The sequence below is a fragment of the Flavitalea antarctica genome (assembly GCF_054461535.1).
In genome coordinates this window covers 197,810-218,367 of sequence record NZ_JBTLQG010000003.1, presented here as the reverse complement: position 1 = coordinate 218,367, position 20,558 = coordinate 197,810, and the positions used below count along the sequence as shown (strand labels likewise).

At 44.5% G+C, this 20,558-nt stretch carries 11 protein-coding genes; all 11 read right to left on the bottom strand.

All coding sequences use genetic code 11. From position 1 onward, the window contains the following. Positions 1–249: 249 nt before the first annotated feature. Entirely contained in the window at positions 250–1,206 is a 957-nt protein-coding gene (locus tag ACX0G7_RS05325) for an isoaspartyl peptidase/L-asparaginase family protein (protein ID WP_458922391.1), read from the bottom strand. Between the two features lie 27 nt (positions 1,207–1,233). After that, positions 1,234–2,229, bottom strand: a complete 996-nt coding sequence (locus tag ACX0G7_RS05320; protein ID WP_458922390.1) for a bifunctional heptose 7-phosphate kinase/heptose 1-phosphate adenyltransferase — start codon at positions 2,227–2,229, stop codon at positions 1,234–1,236. An 84-nt stretch (positions 2,230–2,313) separates the two neighbouring features. After that, positions 2,314–2,814: a YybH family protein gene (locus ACX0G7_RS05315; RefSeq protein WP_458922389.1), complete on the bottom strand. Its 501-nt coding sequence runs from the start codon at positions 2,812–2,814 to the stop codon at positions 2,314–2,316. Between the two features lie 97 nt (positions 2,815–2,911). After that, positions 2,912–3,169 carry a hypothetical protein gene (locus ACX0G7_RS05310; RefSeq protein ID WP_458922388.1) on the bottom strand — a complete coding sequence of 86 codons (258 nt, stop codon included), beginning with the start codon at positions 3,167–3,169 and terminating at the stop codon, positions 2,912–2,914. A gap of 18 nt (positions 3,170–3,187) precedes the next feature. After that, positions 3,188–4,627: an APC family permease gene (locus ACX0G7_RS05305; RefSeq protein WP_458922387.1), complete on the bottom strand. Its 1,440-nt coding sequence runs from the start codon at positions 4,625–4,627 to the stop codon at positions 3,188–3,190. A 154-nt stretch (positions 4,628–4,781) separates the two neighbouring features. Further along, positions 4,782–5,378: an OmpH/Skp family outer membrane protein gene (locus ACX0G7_RS05300; RefSeq protein WP_458922386.1), complete on the bottom strand. Its 597-nt coding sequence runs from the start codon at positions 5,376–5,378 to the stop codon at positions 4,782–4,784. 327 nt (positions 5,379–5,705) lie between these two features. Then, positions 5,706–9,998 (bottom strand): DNA-directed RNA polymerase subunit beta', encoded by a 4,293-nt coding sequence (gene rpoC, locus ACX0G7_RS05295; protein WP_458922385.1) that lies wholly within the window; start codon positions 9,996–9,998, stop codon positions 5,706–5,708. A 151-nt stretch (positions 9,999–10,149) separates the two neighbouring features. Beyond that, the gene (rpoB, locus tag ACX0G7_RS05290) at positions 10,150–13,953 is read right to left on the bottom strand and encodes a DNA-directed RNA polymerase subunit beta (RefSeq protein WP_458922384.1); all 3,804 of its coding nucleotides are present in this window, start codon (positions 13,951–13,953) and stop codon (positions 10,150–10,152) included. A gap of 333 nt (positions 13,954–14,286) precedes the next feature. Further along, entirely contained in the window at positions 14,287–15,831 is a 1,545-nt protein-coding gene (locus ACX0G7_RS05285; protein WP_458922383.1) for a RagB/SusD family nutrient uptake outer membrane protein, read from the bottom strand. Between the two features lie 23 nt (positions 15,832–15,854). Then, complete coding sequence (locus ACX0G7_RS05280) at positions 15,855–18,971, bottom strand: SusC/RagA family TonB-linked outer membrane protein (RefSeq protein WP_458922382.1); 3,117 nt, start codon at positions 18,969–18,971, stop codon at positions 15,855–15,857. Positions 18,972–19,411: 440 nt separating this feature from the next. Beyond that, positions 19,412–20,467, bottom strand: a complete 1,056-nt coding sequence (locus ACX0G7_RS05275) for a LacI family DNA-binding transcriptional regulator (RefSeq protein ID WP_458922381.1) — start codon at positions 20,465–20,467, stop codon at positions 19,412–19,414. Between the last annotated feature and the right edge of the window lie 91 nt (positions 20,468–20,558).

The window sequence follows — 20,558 nt, the reverse complement described above, 5'->3', positions numbered from 1 at the left end:
CAACCATCATGTTATCGCGGAATTAAATGGTTATAGCGGCTCATACCTTAGTGGGGCGACGTACGGGACGCACCGAAACCGGGAAAAATCGTCGATTTTATATTATAAAATGAAATTTTATAATACCATAAAAGTAAGTCCGGTTTCGAAGTATTCCAAAAAGCATTACCTGATCCTGATAATGGTAAGTATATTTAGGTATCAACTCCTTTACCTATCGGCATACCAGGTATGATTTCAGAAAAAATATCAGTTGGATGGTTGATAAATAGCCACATCAGAAAAACCATCACTACTTCGCATTGCCCTGTACATGCCAGCACTGTTAAACACCATAGCTGCATTACCCGAGGCATCAACACCGATCAGCCCCCCTTCTCCCCCGATGGATATCAGCTTTTCCTTTACCACGTGATCCATTGCCTGTTGCAATGTATAGTTTTTGTATTCCATCAATGCGCTGACATCATATGCAGCTACGCACCGGATGAACATTTCACCGTGACCCGTACCCGAAATGGCGCAGGTAGCATTATTCGCATAGGTTCCTGCCCCGATTATCGGGCTGTCACCAATTCTTCCATATTTTTTATTGGTCATCCCACCAGTGCTGGTTGCGGCTGCAAGATTTCCATGCTGGTCACACGCAACGGCGCCAACAGTCCCAAACTTTTTATCTCTCATCAGTTCTTCCAACTCCTGGTGAGTATGGTCCAATGAATAGTTGTCCGAATCCCTTATCTTTTTCCATTGATCATAACGAAACTGTGAAAAAAAGTATTCGTCTGGTTCCAGCTTCACCCCTTGTTTGATGGCAAAGTCGTTGGCACCTTTGCCACTCAGAAAAACATGATTACTGTTACGCATTACTTCAGTTGCGAGTTCAATAGGGTTCCGAACATTCCTTACCCCGGCAATGGCGCCGGCAGCCAGAGTACTGCCATCCATGATGGCAGCATCCATCTCCTGCACACCTTTCTTTGTAAAAACCGAACCACGTCCTGCGTTGAAAAGGACATTATCTTCAAGTATAACAAGGGCAGCTTTGATGGCGTTAATAGCAGAACCACCTTCTTCAAGCACCGCATAACCCGCATTCAATGCTTCCCGCAGACCATAATAATAAGCCGATTCAAGTTCAGGAGTCATATCCTGCTTAAGAATCGTACCCGCTCCTCCATGTATCACAAGTGTATATCGGCCCATAAATAATACTAAGCTTTAATTAAGCAATTATTGCAATAATAATTTGCATTCATGCAGGAGTTTACCTTTGTCGATCGCGGCAGTTCCCACTTCCTCACAAACCAGTCCACCCGCTATGTTCGCAACCTCGGCCATCATATCAACCCTGCCGGTAGCCGCATAAATAAGAGAGGCAACCGCAATCACCGTATCACCAGCACCGGAAACATCGGCGATGTTCCTGATGTGCGAAGGAACGATATTCCCTGAATGCCCATCCTGGTAAAACACCCCTTTTTCTGATAGGGTGATGAATGAAATGCGATGGTTCAGCCGGGCATGTAACTGCTGATGAATATCGTTCAGTGTTTCTTTATTGACCTCTTCTATCAGCAGGTTAAGGCCATCTTTTACTTCCTTAAGATTGGGTTTAAAAATATCAACCTCCTGGTAACCGAAAAAATTCTTTCGCTTGGGGTCAACAGCGGTTACAACCTGATGTTGCCGGCAGATCGCTATTGCGTCCCTGATCAATCCTTCCGTCAGCACCCCTTTGTTATAATCTTCAAAGATGAGTATCGCCGGCTTCTCGGTTTCTACATAAGAACGGATATTGTTTAACAGTTCCTGTTCATCGTCCTTATCGAGGTCCTTCGTAATCTCGGAATCCAGGCGCATCATCTGCTGATTCCTGCTGATCACCCTGGCTTTGTTCGTTGTGATGCGTTTACTGCTTTGAAGCAGGTAATCGGTATTGATCCCTTTTGATTCAAAAAGCTGTTTCAGGGATCGTCCATCTTCATCCTTCCCTGTGGTAGTAATAATAGAAACCTGTGCTCCCAACGAAACAAGGTTAAGCGCCACATTACCCGCACCGCCCATCCTTAGTTCTTTTTTATCGAGCGCTACGACGGGCACTGGTGCCTCAGGAGAAATTCTCTCTACGTGCCCCCACAGGTAAGTGTCAAGCATCACATCGCCCACCACTCCTACTTTAATCTCTGAAAAACGGTCAAACAATTTATCGAAATCTATGAAAGCCATTAACTAAGCTTTATTTGAAGCTGCAATATAATATAAAGCTCATGCCCGCAAAACTTTGAGAGGTACCGGCCTGGCACGGGGCGGTCAGTTCTTTTCAAACTTGGTTCTCGTGAGATAATCGCGGAAAATCTTATAGGATCCCCCAGGGTGTTTTCTCCAGATCAACACAAAGTTCGTGATTGAATTTGCCTCCTTGTCTTCTCTGAGATATTTCAGATCCGACCTGCCGAGCTGATACACAAATTCACCTTCACCTCCAACTTCGACCACTGATAATTTCCAACCCCTTCCTTTGTCTTTAAGTGCCACCCAGTATTTTTCAAGTCCTTCCCTCCCCTTAACAGTATAGCTTTCATCCACAATCTCCCCGTCATCCGCATAGAATGCAGCGACTTTCAACATATCGTTGTTATTGAAAGCAGCTTCCATTTCCTGGTTCAATCTTGCGATCTCTTTTTTCACCGCGGCCTTATCCGGTAAAGACTGAGCCACCAGCGTGAGAATATTGAAGTGAATAAGAATGAGTGTGAAAAAAATACCGGTGCAGATCCTATCCTGGATTGCGGTTTTATAGATATTATACATACCCGGAGATTTATTGATTAAACGTAATGACCAGGAATCCGATTCCCGGTTCAATTTAACACAATCAACAACATCTTAAAACAATCAATCGACATCATCAATGCGCCGAAAAATGCTGGGCAGTCAACAGGTAAACGTGTGCAACCTGGACAGTCAACAGCTTAACGTGTGCAACCTGGAAAGTTAACAGCTGAGCGTGTGCAACCTGGAAAGTCAACAGGTGAACGTGAGCAACCTGGAAAGTTAACAGGTGAACGCGAGCAACCTGGACAGTCAACAGCTGAGCGTGTGCATCCCGGACAGTCAGCAGCTGAGCGTGTGCAACACCTGTGGTCGGTAAGCTTCGCCGATGCAAATCAAGCCGGGTTATTCATCAGGCAGACTGCGGCTTATTCTTTGAGGCAGCAAGGTAATACAGCGGTATGCCCAATAAAACGATCGCCAGGCCGATACCGGCATATAATGGCTTCAATTTTATGAGGAACACGCAGAACACAATGGCCAGGATGATATAAATAATGGGCAGGAAGGGATATCCAAATGCTTTATATGGCCTTGGAAGATCCGGTCTTTTCTTCCGGAGAATAAAAATGCCGCCAATAGTAAGTGCATAAAATAGTACGACCACAAAAGAGATCATATCGAGCAGGTTGCCGTAGCTTCCACTAAGGCATAGCAAAGAAGCAACAAGACACTGGATCCAGAGTGCATATTCGGGAACCGCATGTTTATTCAGCTCACTGGTTTTGCGGAAGAACAAACCATCTTTTGCCATCGTATAATAAACCCTGGCTCCCGCGAGGATCAGGCCATTATTACATCCAAATGTTGAGATCATGATCATCACGGCAATGATGATAGCACCTGCTTCAGCAAAAATCTTTTGGGCAGCTGAGGTAGCCACGCGGTCATTGGGCGCAAAAGCAATTCCATCCAGCGGGAGAACATACAAATACATAAGGTTCGCAGACACATAGATGACTGTAACGATCAATGTACCCAGGAACAGGCTTAACCCGATATTTCTTTGAGGGTTTCTGACTTCGCCGGCAATAAACGTTACGTTGTTCCAGGCATCAGAACTAAATATGGATCCTACCATCGAGGCGGCAATTGCCCCGATCAATACTGTTCCCCCTATTGGTTCCCATGCTGATGCAACCGGTGCGGCAGTATCGCCTTTAAATGAAAGCGCATTAAATCCTGTAGCCCAGTTCTCATCCCAGAAGTTTTCTGTTACGAGCAAAAATCCAAAGATGATCAAACCAAACAAAGAGATAAGCTTGGCTGATGTGAAAGTGGTTTGAATCAACTTCCCACCTTTTATGCCTTTGGTGTTGGTATAAGTTAGAAATATGATCAGGGCTATACCCAATAACTGGGCCGCTGAAATAGTAAAGGGCTTATCCGATGAACCAAGTGAAAGGAGGACATTATTTTCGCCAACCGAAGGAAATAGATAAGCGGTATACCGACTGAAGGCCACTGCTACAGCCGCAATGGTAGCTGTTTGGATAACAGCAAAGAAACTCCAGCCATATAAAAAACCCATCATGGGGTTATAGGCCTCTTTAAGATACACGTACTGGCCACCTGCTTTTGGATACATGCTACTCAATTCGCCGTAACTGACCGCAGCACTGATGGTCATAAAGCCGGTAATCAACCAGACCGCAATGAGCCAGCCTGCACTTCCCACATTTCGGGTTATATCTGCACTAACGATAAAAATTCCTGAGCCGATCATTGATCCGGCAACGATCATTGTAGCATCAAATAATCCGAGGGAGGGCTTAAATGCGGGTGACTCCATATTGAATTTTGGTTTTTTCAGATGTTAACCGGAACACACTGACGTGTAACCGAAGACCTTGTATTGAATAAACAATTAATACCAGGCTTGAAGGTTCAATATACAAACGTCAAATGGTTTATCAATTAAAAACTGAAAAAACCGCCACCTATGGTTATTTTTTCTTGCTCTTATACTCCAGGTTCAAACCGGCGATGAGGTCGCGCGTAATATTGTGAGCGGTGTCTTTATAATAAATGAGACCAGGCTGACTTGTCATAATATAAGAGTAGCCCTTGTCTTTATTGAATTTTTTGAGGAAATCTTCGATGGTTTTATTCATCTCCTGGGCCATCTTAAACTGCAGATCCTGCAACTCCATCTCCAGCTTTTGTTTCTGGGTCTGGTAATTTTCATTCATCTGGTTGTATTCGCGCTGCGCAGCTTCACTTTCTGTCTGCGTCATGGTTTGTCCCTTCTTGTTCCATTCTTCAATTCTGCGCTGATAATTGTTTTTCAGCCCGTTCAATTGAGTATTCATCTGTTGTTCCTTCAGCTTGAATTTTTCCATGGCGTCCTTAACATAGTCAAGGCTGTTTTCAACCGAATCCATTTCGAAATAAGCGATAGTAACCCCGGTGTTAGCTTTCTTCTGAGCAGTATTTTCCGCCCTGATCTTTTTCACTTCCTCCTGGTGATTGAAATGCAGATAAAATAAAACAGCAACCAGGATAAGAGCAAGTGCACTGAGAAGGGTAGAAATATTCTTCATAATGTTTGTTTAGGAAAAACCTGCGAAGTTCTTTACACCGTAAAGACAGGGCTTGTTAATTAATGTGGTTAATATTAGTTTGATTGGCAATGTTAACAAGCAAGTAGCCTGTAGTGAAGCCCCGGACCGTAAATTCGGGGATTGCAGAACCAAGGCTTGCAAGATAAAATGTTATCCGAAATAAATTTGTTAAAAATCCCCCCGTGCCGGTTAAGCTGCGCCGGTCTTAAAGCCGGTCAATGGCAAAAAAAAACCTGGTCCCGCATGTGCGGGACCAGGCAAATTAAATTGACTTATAACATTGAACAAGATGTTTTTACACCAATCTTATTCTTCATCATCAAAGTTCATTGCTTCGCGCGTTGTTTGCAGCAATTCATACTCTTCCTTGCTACCCACAATCATATTTTCGAAATCGCGTAAACCAGTACCAGCCGGGATCGGATGACCTGTAATTACGTTTTCTTTCAATCCAAGCATATCATCTGTTTTACCCTGTATGGCAGCTGATGACAATACCTTGGTTGTTTCCTGGAACGACGCAGCCGAGATCCAGCTTTGTGTACCCAGTGACGCCTTTGTAATACCCAGCAGGACAGGATGTGAAGTTGCTGAATTAGCATCACGGAATTCCACGAGTTTTTTGTCTGAACGACGCAACATTGAATTCTCTTCACGGATCTCTCTGAGCGATGCTATCTGACCAGCGCGCATTTTTGTGCTCTCGCCCGGATCACTAACAACCTTCTTATCGAAGATCCAATCATTTTCTTCAATGAAATCAAGACGGTCAACAAGATCTTCTTCAAGGAAACGGGTATCACCCGGATCAATGATCTCAACCTTCTTCATCATCTGGCGTACGATCACCTCGATGTGTTTGTCGTTGATCTTAACACCCTGCAAACGGTAAACTTCCTGAATTTCATTCACAACATATTCCTGTACTGCAAACGGTCCTTTGATAGAAAGTATATCGCCCGGAGCAACCTGTCCATCTGACAACGGCGCTCCCGCTTTAATAAAGTCACCGTCCTGAACCAGGATCTGGCGTGTCAAAGGCACGAGGTATTTCTTTACAACACCATCTTTCGCTTCAACCACAATCTCGCGGTTACCACGTTTGATAGCTCCGAATGCAACCACACCATCGATTTCGCAAACGATAGATGGATTACCAGGGTTACGTGCTTCGAACAATTCTGTTACCCGTGGCAGACCTCCTGTGATATCACGCTGCATACGCAGAGTTCTTGGGATCTTCACGAGTACCTGTCCAGCTCTCACATCGTCAGCCTCATCAACTGTGATATGTGAACCAACCGGAAGGTTATATAACTTAACATCCTTTCCTTCAACAATAAGTGTCGGAATCTTTGTTTTATCTTTTGTTTCAATGACAACTTTCTCACGGTGACCAGTTTGCTCATCAGCCTCTTCACGGTAAGTGATACCTTCAATTACATTGTCAAACTTGATGCTACCGGCAATTTCTGCAACGATAACGTTGTTGAACGGATCCCATGTACAGATCGTATCTCCTTTCTTAACTGTCTGACCATCCTTAACCAGCATAGTGGCACCGTATGGTATATTAACAGTGATCAGCAGACGATCATTCTTGACATCCATGATCCTCAACTCACCGGTACGACCGATAACCAACTGGGTTTTTTCACCAGCTTCGTTTTCAGTTGCAACAAGTCTCAGACCATCGAACTGGATTGTTCCATCAAATTTGGCATACAGTGAAGATTCAACCGAAGCTGATCCCGCAACACCACCCACGTGGAAGGTACGAAGCGTAAGCTGTGTACCTGGCTCACCAATTGACTGGGCAGCGATGATACCAACTGCATCACCTTTCTGTGCAAGATTACCTGTTGCCAGGTTCTTACCATAACACTTCACACAAACACCGCGCTTGCTTTCGCAGGTAAGTACGGAACGGATCTCAACAGTTTCGATACCGGCCTCTTCAATGCGTTTTGCAATGTAGTCGGTGATCTCAGAACCTGCTTCAACAATTGTTTCGTCTGTCTGGAGGTTATAAATGTTATGAAGAGAAGTACGTCCCACAATACGATCCAACAGTGGTTCAACAACTTCCTCATTATCTTTCAGCGCAGAGGTGGCAATACCACGCAATGTGCCGCAATCTTCTTCAGTAATAACCACATCCTGTGCAACGTCAACCAGACGACGGGTAAGATAACCCGCATCGGCCGTTTTCAACGCTGTATCCGCAAGACCTTTACGCGCACCGTGCGTAGAGATGAAGTAGTCCAATACGTTCAGACCACCCTTGAAGTTTGACAGGATCGGGTTTTCAATAATCTCAGATCCTGATGAACCTGATTTTCTTGGCTTAGCCATCAGACCCCTGATACCGCACAACTGTTTGATCTGTTGTTTGGAACCACGCGCACCTGAGTCAAGCATCATATATACCGAGTTGAACCCTTGTTTATCCTGGGCCAGTTCACGGATCAATGTTTCAGTAATACGGGTATCCACACGTGACCAGATATCAACGATCTGGTTGTAACGTTCGTTGTTGGTGATCAGACCCATGTTGTAGTTATCCCATACTTCATCAACTTCACCTTTTGCATTTTCCAATACTTCCTCTTTAATAGAAGGAATGATGAGGTCATTGATGTTGAAAGACAAACCACCCTGGAATGCGATCCTGAATCCAAGCAACTTGATATCATCAAGGAATTTCGCCGCCTTTGGTACATTGGTGATGGTAATGATATCACCGATGATCTCACGCAGATTTTTCTTCGTTAGCAGGGCATTGATATAACCTACTTCTTTAGGAACATTCTGGTTGAAGATGACACGACCAACAGTTGTTTCAATCAGCTTACGCGTGAAATTGCCCCTGATATCGCGAACTTCTGCTTTTACTTTGATGAATGCATGAAGGTCGATTTTACCTTCGTTGTAAGCAATCACCACTTCTTCAGCAGAATAGAAATGTTTACCTTCTCCGCGAACGATCTCATCGCCAATAGTCTTTTTACCCTTGGTAATATAATAAAGACCAAGTACCATGTCCTGTGAAGGCAGGGTGATCGGCGCACCGTTCTGCGGGTTAAGAATGTTATGGGAAGCCAGCATTAACAACTGTGCTTCAAGAACAGCTGCATTGCTCAAAGGAACGTGAACCGCCATCTGGTCACCATCGAAATCCGCGTTGAATGCAGAACACACAAGCGGATGTAACTGGATCGCTTTTCCTTCAATCAATTTTGGCTGGAAGGCCTGGATTGATAAACGGTGCAGTGTTGGAGCACGGTTTAACATCACCGGGTGACCTTTCAATATATTTTCAAGAATATCCCAAACAACGGCTTCTTTCCTGTCAACCAGTTTCCGGGCAGACTTAACCGTTTTAACGATACCTCTTTCAATCAGTTTGCGAATGATAAACGGCTTGAACAACTCGGCGGCCATATCTTTTGGAAGACCGCATTCGTGCAGTTTCAATTCAGGACCAACAACGATAACGGAACGACCGGAATAGTCAACACGTTTACCAAGAAGGTTCTGACGGAAACGACCTTGTTTACCTTTCAATACATCACTGAGTGATTTCAATGCACGTCCACCTTCCGCTTTAACAGCATTCGATTTACGTGAGTTATCAAACAATGAATCCACGGCTTCCTGCAACATACGTTTTTCGTTACGCAGGATCACCTCTGGTGCCTTGATCTCCAACAGCCTTTTCAGACGGTTGTTCCGGATGATCACCCGGCGATACAGATCATTCAGATCAGAAGATGCGAAACGACCGCCATCCAAAGGAACAAGCGGACGGAGTTCCGGTGGAATAACAGGAATATATTGCATGACCATCCACTCAGGACGGTTTGTAATTCTTGTGTTTGCTTCACGGAAAGACTCAACAACACTCAGACGTTTAAGAGCATCCGCCTTACGTTGTTGTGAAGTTTCAGTTGCAGCAGTATTACGAAGATCAAATGATAACTGATCAAGTTCAATGCGACCCAAAAGATCATGAACTGCTTCAGCTCCCATCTTGGCGATGAACTTCTGAGGATCTTCATCAGGAAGATACTGGTTGTCTTTTGGCAAACCTTCCAGGATCTCGAGATATTCTTCTTCAGTAAGAAGATCGTTAGTTTTCAGGTTACGATCTTCACGGATACCAGCCTGGATCACCACGTATCTTTCATAATATACGATGCTTTCCAGTTTCTTTGAGCTAACGCCCAACAGGTAACCGATTTTATTTGGCAAACTTTTGAAATACCAGATGTGTACAACAGGCACAACCAGTTTAATGTGACCCATGCGCTCGCGACGAACCTTCTTTTCAGTTACTTCAACACCGCAACGATCGCAAACGATACCCTTATAACGGATACGCTTATACTTTCCGCAGGCACACTCATAATCTTTGACCGGTCCAAAAATACGCTCGCAGAACAAACCGTCACGTTCAGGTTTGTAAGTGCGATAGTTGATGGTTTCAGGTTTCAGAACCTCACCGTAGCTGCGTTCCAGGATGGAATCCGGAGAAGCAAGCCCGATAGTGATCTTTGAGAATGATGACCTTGGACGATTTTCCTTTTTGATAGCCATATTATTGAAATGCTTTCTTTTTTAAAATCAAGTTCTAATTTTCAGCCTCCGTTATCGGGTTTCGACTCGCTAATCGAGGGCTTCGCCCTCCGTAGCCCATGAACCACTCCCACAATCAACCCGATACGGGCGTAGGAGGGGCGTAGGCGGATTAGTCGAATTTCAGATCCAGTCCGAGACCTCTCAATTCATGTACAAGTACATTGAATGATTCCGGAATACCTGGTCTTGGAATATTATCGCCCTTAACGATGGCTTCATAAGTCTTCGCACGGCCGATGATATCATCCGATTTAAGGGTAAGTAATTCCTGGAGAATGTTTGATGCACCATATGCTTCAAGTGCCCAAACCTCCATCTCACCAAAACGCTGACCACCGAACTGTGCTTTACCACCCAGCGGTTGCTGCGTAATAAGACTGTATGGTCCGATTGAACGTGCGTGCATCTTATCGTCCACCATGTGGTGCAATTTGATCATATAGATAACACCTACCGTTGCTTTCTGGTGGAAACGCTCCCCTGTCTCACCATCATAAAGATAGCTGTGACCGAAGGTTGGCAGTTTTGCCTGATCGATATAATCAGCAATTTCTTCTACCGTAGCACCATCGAAGATCGGCGTAGCAAATTTCACCCCGAGTTTCAGACCTGCCCATCCGAGAACAGTTTCATAGATCTGTCCAAGGTTCATCCGGCTTGGTACACCCAATGGATTCAGTACGATATCCACCGGCGTTCCATCTTCCAGAAATGGCATGTCTTCTGCACGAACGATCTTTGCAACGATACCCTTGTTACCGTGACGACCTGCCATCTTATCTCCCACTTTCAGCTTACGCTTAACCGCGATATAAACTTTCGCGAGTTTCAGTACACCTGCTGGTAACTCATCACCGATTGATATGTTGAACTTTTCTCTTTTGTATCTACCCAGTTCTTCGTTATACTTGATATTGTAGTTGTGAAGAAGCGTATTGATCGGATCATCGATCGAAGGATCGCCTGTCCAGCCCAGTGGATTGATGTTCTGATAATCCAGTGTAGCCAGGTTTTTAGCGTTGAACTTCGCACCTTTACCGATCTGCATTTCACCGAAGTTATTGGCAACACCCTGCGAAGGTTTGTCTTTCAACAAAGTCTGCAGTTTGCTTAGCAACAGATCCTTCAGATCAGTTGTATTTTTTTCGTGAACTTTTTCAAGCTTCTCGAGAGATGCTTTCTCACGGATCTTTGCATTCTTATCTTTCTTGGCGCGTTGGAATAGTTTCTTGCCGATTACCACACCTTCAACCCCGTTTGGAGCTTTCAATGAAGCATCTTTCGCATCACCAGCCTTGTCACCGAAGATCGCACGAAGCAATTTTTCTTCAGGAGTCGGATCAGATTCACCCTTAGGTGTAATCTTACCGATCAGGATATCTCCTTCTTTAATAGCAGCACCCATACGGATGATACCATTTTCATCAAGATCCTTTGTTGCTTCTTCAGAAACGTTCGGAATATCCGGTGTCAGTTCTTCTTCACCAAGTTTGGTATCACGTACTTCCAGTTCATATTCAGAAATGTGAACAGAAGTGAACAGATCCTCACGAACCACTTTCTCATTGATTACAATCGCATCCTCGAAGTTGTAACCCTTCCATGGCATGAATGCCACCTGCAGGTTACGACCCAGTGCAACTTCACCATTCTGTACCGCATATCCTTCAGTCAGGAAGTCGCCTTTTTTCATCCGCTGGCCTTTCTTAACGGCAGGCTTGTGGTTGATACAGGTTTCCTGGTTTGTTTTGATGAATTTGGTCATGTTATAAACACGCAGATCATCTTCAAAACTTACCAGGCGGTCAGCTTCTGTACGATCGTAACGGATATGAATTTCTTTACCGTCTACGTATTCAATAACACCATCACCTTCTGCGAGTATCTGTACACGTGAGTCACGTGCTGCCTTTGCTTCCAGGCCTGTTCCAACAATTGGTTGCTGGGGACGGATCAAAGGAACAGCCTGACGTTGCATGTTAGAACCCATCAGGGCACGGTTAGCATCATCATGCTCGAGGAACGGAATCAGGGAAGCACTCAAACCAACGATCTGGTTAGGAGCAACGTCCATAAACTCAACCTCTGTTTTATCAAGGATCGGGAAGTCACCTGTCTGACGGGAACTAACCCTGTCTTCAGCGAATTCACCTTTCTCAGTTAATGGGGCACTTGCCTGCGCGATCTTAGCGATATCTTCTTCTTCAGCACTCAGGAAAGTAAGTTTCTTCATTTCAACTTTACCGTTATCCACCTTGCGGTAAGGAGTTTCGATAAAGCCCATCTCATTGATCTTTGCGTGAACACAAAGAGTAGAGATCAGTCCAATGTTTGGTCCTTCAGGTGTTTCAATGGTACAAAGTCGTCCGTAGTGTGAGTAGTGAACGTCCCGAACCTCGAAACCAGCTCTTTCACGTGACAAACCTCCGGGTCCGAGTGCAGAGATACGACGCTTGTGCGTGATCTCGCTCAACGGGTTGGTCTGGTCGAGGAACTGTGATAACTGGGAGGTACCAAAAAATGAGTTGATAACAGAAGAAAGCGTACGTGCATTGATCAGGTCAACAGGTGTGAACACCTCATTGTCACGAACGTTCATACGCTCACGGATGGTACGTGCCATACGGGCAAGACCAACACCGAACTGTGCATACAACTGCTCTCCCACTGTTCTAACACGACGATTGCTCAGGTGATCAATGTCATCGATCTCAGCCTTACCATTGGTCAGACGGACCAGGTACTTGATGATTTCGATGATATCTTCTTTTGTTAATGTCTTTTGTTCGATAGGATAGTTAAGATTCAGCTTACGGTTGATCTTGTAACGTCCAACTTCACCCAGGTCATAACGCTTGTCACTGAAGAACAATTTGTCGATGATACCACGTGCTGTTTCATTATCAGGAGCATCTGCACCGCGCAACTGGCGATAGATATGCTGAACCGCTTCCAGCTCAGAGTTGGAAGTATCCTTATTGAGTGTGTTGTAGATGATCGCGTAATCACCACCAACATCTTCTTTCTGAATAAAAACGCTTTTCACATCCATTTCAGAAACCATTTCTATGGCCTCTTCATCAAGGATGGTATCGCGCTCAAGAACGATCTCGTTTCTTTCGATGGAAACGACCTCACCGGTGTCCTCATCAACGAAATCTTCTACCCATGTTCTGAGAACGCGGGCAGCCAGGCGTTTGCCCAGGTATTTTGTAAGTTGTTTTTTATCAGCCTGAACTTCGTCAGCCATCCCGAAAAGTTCGAGAATGTCTTTGTCAGTTTCAAAACCAATAGAACGCAACAAGGTGGTAACCGGGAATTTTTTCTTACGGTCGATGTAAGCATACATGACATTGTTGATGTCTGTTGCAAACTCCATCCAGGCTCCTTTGAAAGGAATAACCCTGGCGGAATAGATCTTGGTTCCGTTCGGGTGGATAGACTGACCAAAGAATACACCGGGCGAACGGTGCAACTGTGAAACAACCACACGCTCAGCACCGTTGATAACAAAGGTACCGCGTGGGGTCATGTATGGTATATTACCGAGGAAAACGTCCTGAACTATAGTCTGGAAATCCACGTGCTCTTCATCGTTACAGCTTAACCTGAGCTTTGCTTTTAAAGGCACAGCATAAGTTAAACCCCGCTCCATACACTCTTCGATAGTATAGCGTGGGGGATCGATAAAGTAATCAAGAAACTCGAGGACGAATATGTTCCTGGTGTCCGTGATAGGGAAATTTTCCTTAAACACCTTAAACAATCCTTCGATATTCCTTTTGTCAGGAGTAGTCTCCAACTGGAAATATTCTTTGAAAGACTGGATTTGGACTTCTAGTAGATCAGGGGCGTCCGCTAAGTTTTTAATTTTACCGAAGTTGACCCTGTTTTGCAGTTTTGTAGACGACATATGTTTTAAAACCGGTTTTTTTAGTTGTTCGAACTTCAAAAGTGCCATATAGGCAAAAAAATTACATGGCAACCCTTAGGTTCCCGATGTATTGATAACGAGGCGATTATGAATTTTTCGTCATTAAAAATCTATCCTCAACTGATTATTAGAATGAAAAATGGAGGGCAAAGGTAAGGAATATACCAGTAAAAACAATAAAATCAAAAGTCTATTCTCAGCATTAAGGCTTCCTTCACAATTTCATAATGCCAGTGGTCCAGAACTGAAAAAACCACAATTCCGGAAGCGGCTGCTATCCGGAACTGTGGTTCACATTAATATAAGTTGTAATTAGTAACCCGGATTGTTTGGTGTCAGGTTCGGGTTATTTTTCATTTCGTTTGTAGGCAAAGGAAGCAAAAGATTCTTTTCCTGGTAAGTCACTCCGTTATCAGGGAACTTATGGCCGACCAATGGTTCGAAGGTTTTGGTAGTTACATTGAATGCCCTTCTTGTTCTGAGCATATCATACCAGGTGATTCCTTCATAAGCCAGTTCATGCCATCTCTCTTTCAGAACCGCATCACGGAAGCTTGCTTTGGTAAAGGTGCCGACAGCGGGCGTACCCAATCCTGCCCTGTCTCTGATCAGCTTCAGGGAATTCCAGGCCGCACCGGAGGGAGCAGCATCAACTTCATTCTGCGCTTCTGCGTGAATAAGTAATACATCTGCATACCTGATGTTCATAATATTCAGGCTGGATACATTTGTTCCGGGAACACCTGAAGTACCATTGGCAACAATATCAAAATGTTTGAATATGTATGGGTTACCTACTGATTTCAATGGACCACTTCCTTCTGTATAATAATTGGTGTAATAGAAGCCCTGGCGATCGATGGTCCTTTTGTCCCCGGCATCATAGGTTGCAACAAATGAAGGTACAGGTACGTTTGAACCAATCTCGGTACCATAGCTTGAAACACCCTTGAAGTTTGGCAGCAAGGCAGCCTGGATAGGGTTATCGGACACTCCACCCAGGTACTGTATTTCGAATATATGCTCATCCCGGTTCTCGGTAGACAAAGCATGCAGTTCATCATAAGTAGCAAATAACTTGAAGCTACCGCTGGTGATTACTTCATTAGCTTTATCTGCAGCCAGTTTGTAGTGGGTAGCACCTTTACTCAACGGGAATCCCGCCATTGTAAGATAAACTTTCGCTAATAGCGATTTAACGGCGCCTCTTGATGCACGTCCGCTGTTATCGGTCCATGGCAGATCGCCGGCCTCAGCAGAAACGAGATCAGCTACTATCTGGTCATAGACAGTTGCAGCAGCAGTGCGGTTAGGAAGCAACATTTCATCAGTGAAACTTTCAACAGGCTGAATGATCAAAGGAACATCTCCCCACATACGCACGAGGTAGAAGTACGCCCAGGCACGAAGGAAACGGGCCTGTGCCAGGATCCTTTTGCGGGCAGTTTCATCCATTGGTGTAATGTCCGGAACCTTTTTAAGGATCAGGTTGGTTTGTGCTATTATACTGTACAAGCCATTCCACCACTGTGTGATCAAAAGGTTATCACCGTTGTACGAAAGACCGATGATGTTGTTAAGATCGGAGTTCTGACCGGTTTCAGTTTTAGCTGTACCGCTAAGCATTTCCGGAAGCGACCAGTTTTGTACAAAGATACCGGCACCACCGCCGATGAAACGGGTCTGCGCATAAGCAGCTGCGATAGCTGCATCAGCATGACCCGGCAGCGTGAAATACGTTTCTTCCGTAAGGTTGCTTGGATCCTCTTCATCGAGGAATTTGTTACAGGCTGAACTGGTCATTACCACGGACAGCAACAGCACCTTGCTTATTGATTTTATATTGAATGTCTTCATGATTATTTCTTTTCAGTTACTGTTTAGAATCCGGTATTGATACCAAAAGTGAACATTGTTGGCTTAGGATAGTCAAAGAATGTTTGTCCCTGTGCAAATGCGTTACCATAGGTTGAAACTTCCGGATCGTTACCGCGATAGTCTGTTACCAGGAAGAAGTTCTGCACAGAAGCAAATACCCTGAGCCTGTTCAATTTCAGTTTTTCATATGTCGCAGCCGGGAATGTATAGCTTAACAACAGGTTTTTGCCACGGATAAATGAGCCATCCTGTACCCAACGGGTATCAACGTTTGTAACATAACCTGCCCTTGTATCCCTGATTGCTGCAATGTCAGAATTCGTATTTGACTTACTTGCATCATATGCACCGAGAACAGTACGGTAGCTGTTGGCGATAGCCTGACGATCTTCACCTGAGTGAGTGGACATATTCAGGATATCATTACCATACACATACTGTATTTCTAAAAGCAACTCGAAGTTTTTGTAACGGAAAGTATTAAACAAAGATCCCCATGCATCAGGATTACCGTTTCCGATAATGGAACGGTCAGCATCATTGATCTGGTAGTCACCATTTACATCAAGATATTTGATATCACCAGGCAAAATTGGTTTACCACCGCGATAGCTCACAAACTTAGCAGCTTCTGCAGCTTCTGATGGCTGCCAGGTTCCAAGACGGGTAAGTCCCCAGAATGAACCGACAGATTCTCCAACGCGGATGATATTAGTCTGGTTAGTAAAGTTTGGACCTCCGAGGCCGAAGATATCAGCCGGAGTGGCAAGGGCCAGTACTTTGTTCCTGTTAAGAGAAAGGTTGAACCCGGTGGTCCATCCGAAATCTTTACCGGCAACATTCACAGTGTTTATGCCGATCTCAAGACCCTTGTTTTCCATGCTACCAACGTTACGCGCAATTGTGCTGTAACCGCTTGAAGTTGGCACAGGTGCATTGAGCAACATATCAGTTGTCTTCCTGTAGTAAACGTCAAATTCGAGGTTGATCCTGTTATTAAGAAAGCCTACTTCAAGACCGATATCAGACTGGGTGGTTTTTTCCCATTTCAGATCCGGGTTTTCAAGACGTCCTGTTCCAACTCCTGCAACTCTAACGTTACCAAGTATACCGGTATAAGAACCGAGAACACCCAATGATTGGTAAGGTGCAATTTCTGAGTTACCGGTAGCACCGATACTTGCCCTTAATTTGACGTTAGAGAAAACTTCGCTGTTTTTAAGGAAATCTTCCTCAGACACTCTCCAGCCCACAGCAGCGGAAGGGAAATAACCCCATTTGTTTTCTTCTCCAAACTTGGAAGAGGCATCAGCCCTGCCGGTGAAGGTGAGAAGATATTTGTCTTTGAAGACATAGTTGATACGACCAAAATAAGAGTTCAGAGAAAACCTGTTCCTGACAGAGGAAGAAGCATTTTGCTGACTACCCTGGCCGAGGTTATTGTATTCAAAGAAATCTGTTGAGAAGTTTTGGGAACTTGCACTAAAGAAAGTGTAATTGTTTTCCTGCCATGACAGACCAAGTAAAGCAGTCAGGTCATGATCAGTTCCGATTTTCTTTTTGTATGTGAAATAGTTTTCTGAAGACCAGAAATTCTCGCGGCTGTTATTTTGGTTAGCAGTACCATTCTGGTTCCTGGAAATCTGGTCAAGTGACCGGCCGCTGTATTCGCGCTGACCTCTTGTAACGATATTGACGCCAAGCTGGCTCCTGAAAGAAAGGCCTGGTGCAAGGTCAATGTTCATATACACATCACCTAAAGTTGTCTGGGTGTTATACAACAATTTCCTGTCTGTAAGAATATGAACCGGGTTTGATCCTCCCTCAGCACCGGGATAGAGGTAATTATCACCCCATGAGCCATCAGGAAATTTTACCGGAAGGAAAGAGAAGGATTCGGTAATCATACGAACAGAGTTAAGACCGCCTGTTCCCTGGTCAACGATATTTTCTTCCTGGTTGTGATATCCGAGGTTACCTCCAAAACGCAACCACTCTTTAATTTTTGTATCGAAAACAAACCTGGCTGAATATCTTGTCAGGTAAGAATTCAACAACAATCCATTATCATCCCGATAACCGAGATAAGCTCCAAAGCTATTGTCTGCGTTACCACCGGTAATGCCGATCTGGTGGTTCTGGGAAAGTTTGCTTTGAGTGGCTTCTTCTAACCAATCGGTATTGTAGAGGGGAGCTCCATTCGCGTCGAACAGATTAGGGAGTTTTTTCCTTTTCACCCTTGGGTCTTCAACGGTGCTATAGGCACCTGAGGCCCATCCTGCCGGATCATAAACCTTGATATTGTCGTAAGAAAGATTTTCTATATCAAGGTATTCCTGTGCGCTCAGCATTTCAACCCTGTTTGGTCCGATCGTCGGAACGCTCAGATCCATATCGTAGGTGATTCTGCCACCGCTTCTGCTACCTCTTTTGGTAGTAACAAGAATAACACCGTTTGCACCTCTTGCTCCATAGATTGCAGTTGCTGATGCATCTTTCAATACCTCAACTGAAGCAATGTCGCTCGGGTTGATATAGTCAATAGAATTACTGTTGCTCGATTGGGTTCCTATAGGCAGGGCTACTCCATCTACAATGTACAATGGATTGCTGGTTGCCTGGATAGAACTGAAACCGCGGATGCGTACGTTGGTCTGACCACCGGGACGCCCCGAGTTTGTATTCACCTGTACGCCTGGCATTCTGCCTGCAAGCGCCTGGTTCAATGAAGCTGCCGGTCTTTCCTGCAATTGGGAAGCCTTAACTGTGGCTACCGCGCCGGTAAGGTCAGACTTCTTTTGAGTACCATAACCAACAACCACTACTTCACCGAGTGAAGCATCATCGGTTTTTAATTGTATGTCAATGGTTGTGCGGTTACCAACTGTAACTTCCTGGTTGGTCATACCTGTAAAACTGAAAACCAGGACGGCATTGTTCCCGGGAACATTAATTGTGTAAACCCCCAACCCATCTGTCGTAGTAGCAGTTTGGGTTCCTTTTACCTGGACCGTTACACCTGCCAGTGGCTGGGCGTCCGCGGAGGAAGTTACTTTACCGGTCACACTTTTTTCCTGTGAGAAACCGGTAAGAGACAATAACAGCAAGAGGATGCCCATTGAGCATCTTTGCAAGCAGACTAGTCTTCGTTGTTTCATAATGAAAGTTGATTTGTTTAGAGAGATCAGAATACTATAACGATTTAGCTAAGGCCTGTAAATAAATTTAAAAACTCGTCTTTTTATCAAAGATAAACGTCGTCATGTGCAACGTATTTATGTAAAAACGAAATAATAGGAACTAGCTTAGTGATTCAGATTGAGTGTGGCAGGTTTCCATATGCATTGGTTTTTGGCTGTAAGGCAAACGTTTTGGTTAAGAAATTACCATGTTACCAGGGTGTATACATGGGTTTTGCAATCGGTTAATACACGGTTAATACAGTTATGAATCAACTGCTAAATTATGTGACTAAAATGAAACTGCAATAATTTTTTGATGTTCCATTTTCTTATCCGGATTTAAGACCCCGGCAACGATAGAATAGCTGCAAGCTTCATCATATTTTTTCCAACGGATGTTTTACCTTTTCCCTCGTGCCGCTCGATTCGCGGATCATCAACTGTGTCGGAAACTGCCAGACTTTGTTGTCAGCCGGTTCCTGACCCTGTGTGATCTGTTCGACGAGCAGTCTTACTGCGTTCATGCCAATTTCGTTGGTCGGTTGTCTTACCGTTGTAATACCCGGTGTATATAACCGGAATATATCATGATCATCAAAACAAACAACAGCAAGTTCACCAGGTATATTAATATGCAGGTTCCTGATGCTTTCAAGCCCGGCGATACCCAGGTAATTCGTTGCAAAAAAAACTGCATCCAGCTTTGAGTCTTTCTCCAGGAAGTTTGCGATCATGTAAACAGCATCGGGTTGCGGAGTGTTCACCGGTACCCTTAAAATTTTATTAGTGGCTGACCGGCAACCCGGTCTTTTAATGGAATCCAGGAAAGCAGCCTCTCTTTGCTTCATTTGAACCAGCCCCATATCAACTGTTACAAAACCGATGTTGCTATACCCGTTGCTTATCAGGTGGTCCATTCCCTCCCGTACACCGTTATAATTGTCTGCCAGGACGCAAGGTAAATTAACCTCAGGAAAATGACGGTCCATCAGAACAACGGGATGCTTTTCTTCCTGCAGCGAACGGATATCATCACACATTTCCTCTGTTGGTGTGATGAGGAAGCCATCCACCTGCTGCTGGGTCAGCAACTTTATCAGTTGTTTACCTTTTTTTCCATCATTTTCCGTGCTGCAGAAAACGACATTGTAACCCAATCTCTCGGCTTCCACTTCAATAATTTTAGCAAGGCCCGCAAAAAAATTATTTGAAATGTCCTCAACGATGAGGCCAAGAATTTTGGAACTACCTGTCCTGAGACTAACAGCTATTTTGTTTGGCTGATAACCGGACTTCTCAGCAAATTCCCTGATCCGCTTTTCCAGTTGTTCGCTGATCCGCATTTCTTTTCCCTTGCCATTTAGCACAAGTGAAACAGTTGAAGGTGAGACCCTGACAGCTGCCGCTATATCTTTAAGGGAAGTCTTTTTCATATGACTCAGCTAACCTGTTTGAAAAACCTGATTGCAGGATCGCCCTGACACCCCGAACAATCATTATATAGTGTTCATCAACCGGGGTATC

Coding starts and splice junctions, on each gene's coding strand:
- ACX0G7_RS05325 (WP_458922391.1), bottom strand. CDS start 1,206: ATGGGCCGATATACACTTGTGATACATGGAGGAGCGGGTACGATTCTT.
- ACX0G7_RS05320 (WP_458922390.1), bottom strand. CDS start 2,229: ATGGCTTTCATAGATTTCGATAAATTGTTTGACCGTTTTTCAGAGATT.
- ACX0G7_RS05315 (WP_458922389.1), bottom strand. CDS start 2,814: ATGTATAATATCTATAAAACCGCAATCCAGGATAGGATCTGCACCGGT.
- ACX0G7_RS05305 (WP_458922387.1), bottom strand. CDS start 4,627: ATGGAGTCACCCGCATTTAAGCCCTCCCTCGGATTATTTGATGCTACA.
- ACX0G7_RS05300 (WP_458922386.1), bottom strand. CDS start 5,378: ATGAAGAATATTTCTACCCTTCTCAGTGCACTTGCTCTTATCCTGGTT.
- rpoC (WP_458922385.1), bottom strand. CDS start 9,998: ATGGCTATCAAAAAGGAAAATCGTCCAAGGTCATCATTCTCAAAGATC.
- rpoB (WP_458922384.1), bottom strand. CDS start 13,953: ATGTCGTCTACAAAACTGCAAAACAGGGTCAACTTCGGTAAAATTAAA.
- ACX0G7_RS05285 (WP_458922383.1), bottom strand. CDS start 15,831: ATGAAGACATTCAATATAAAATCAATAAGCAAGGTGCTGTTGCTGTCC.
- ACX0G7_RS05280 (WP_458922382.1), bottom strand. CDS start 18,971: ATGGGCATCCTCTTGCTGTTATTGTCTCTTACCGGTTTCTCACAGGAA.
- ACX0G7_RS05275 (WP_458922381.1), bottom strand. CDS start 20,467: ATGAAAAAGACTTCCCTTAAAGATATAGCGGCAGCTGTCAGGGTCTCA.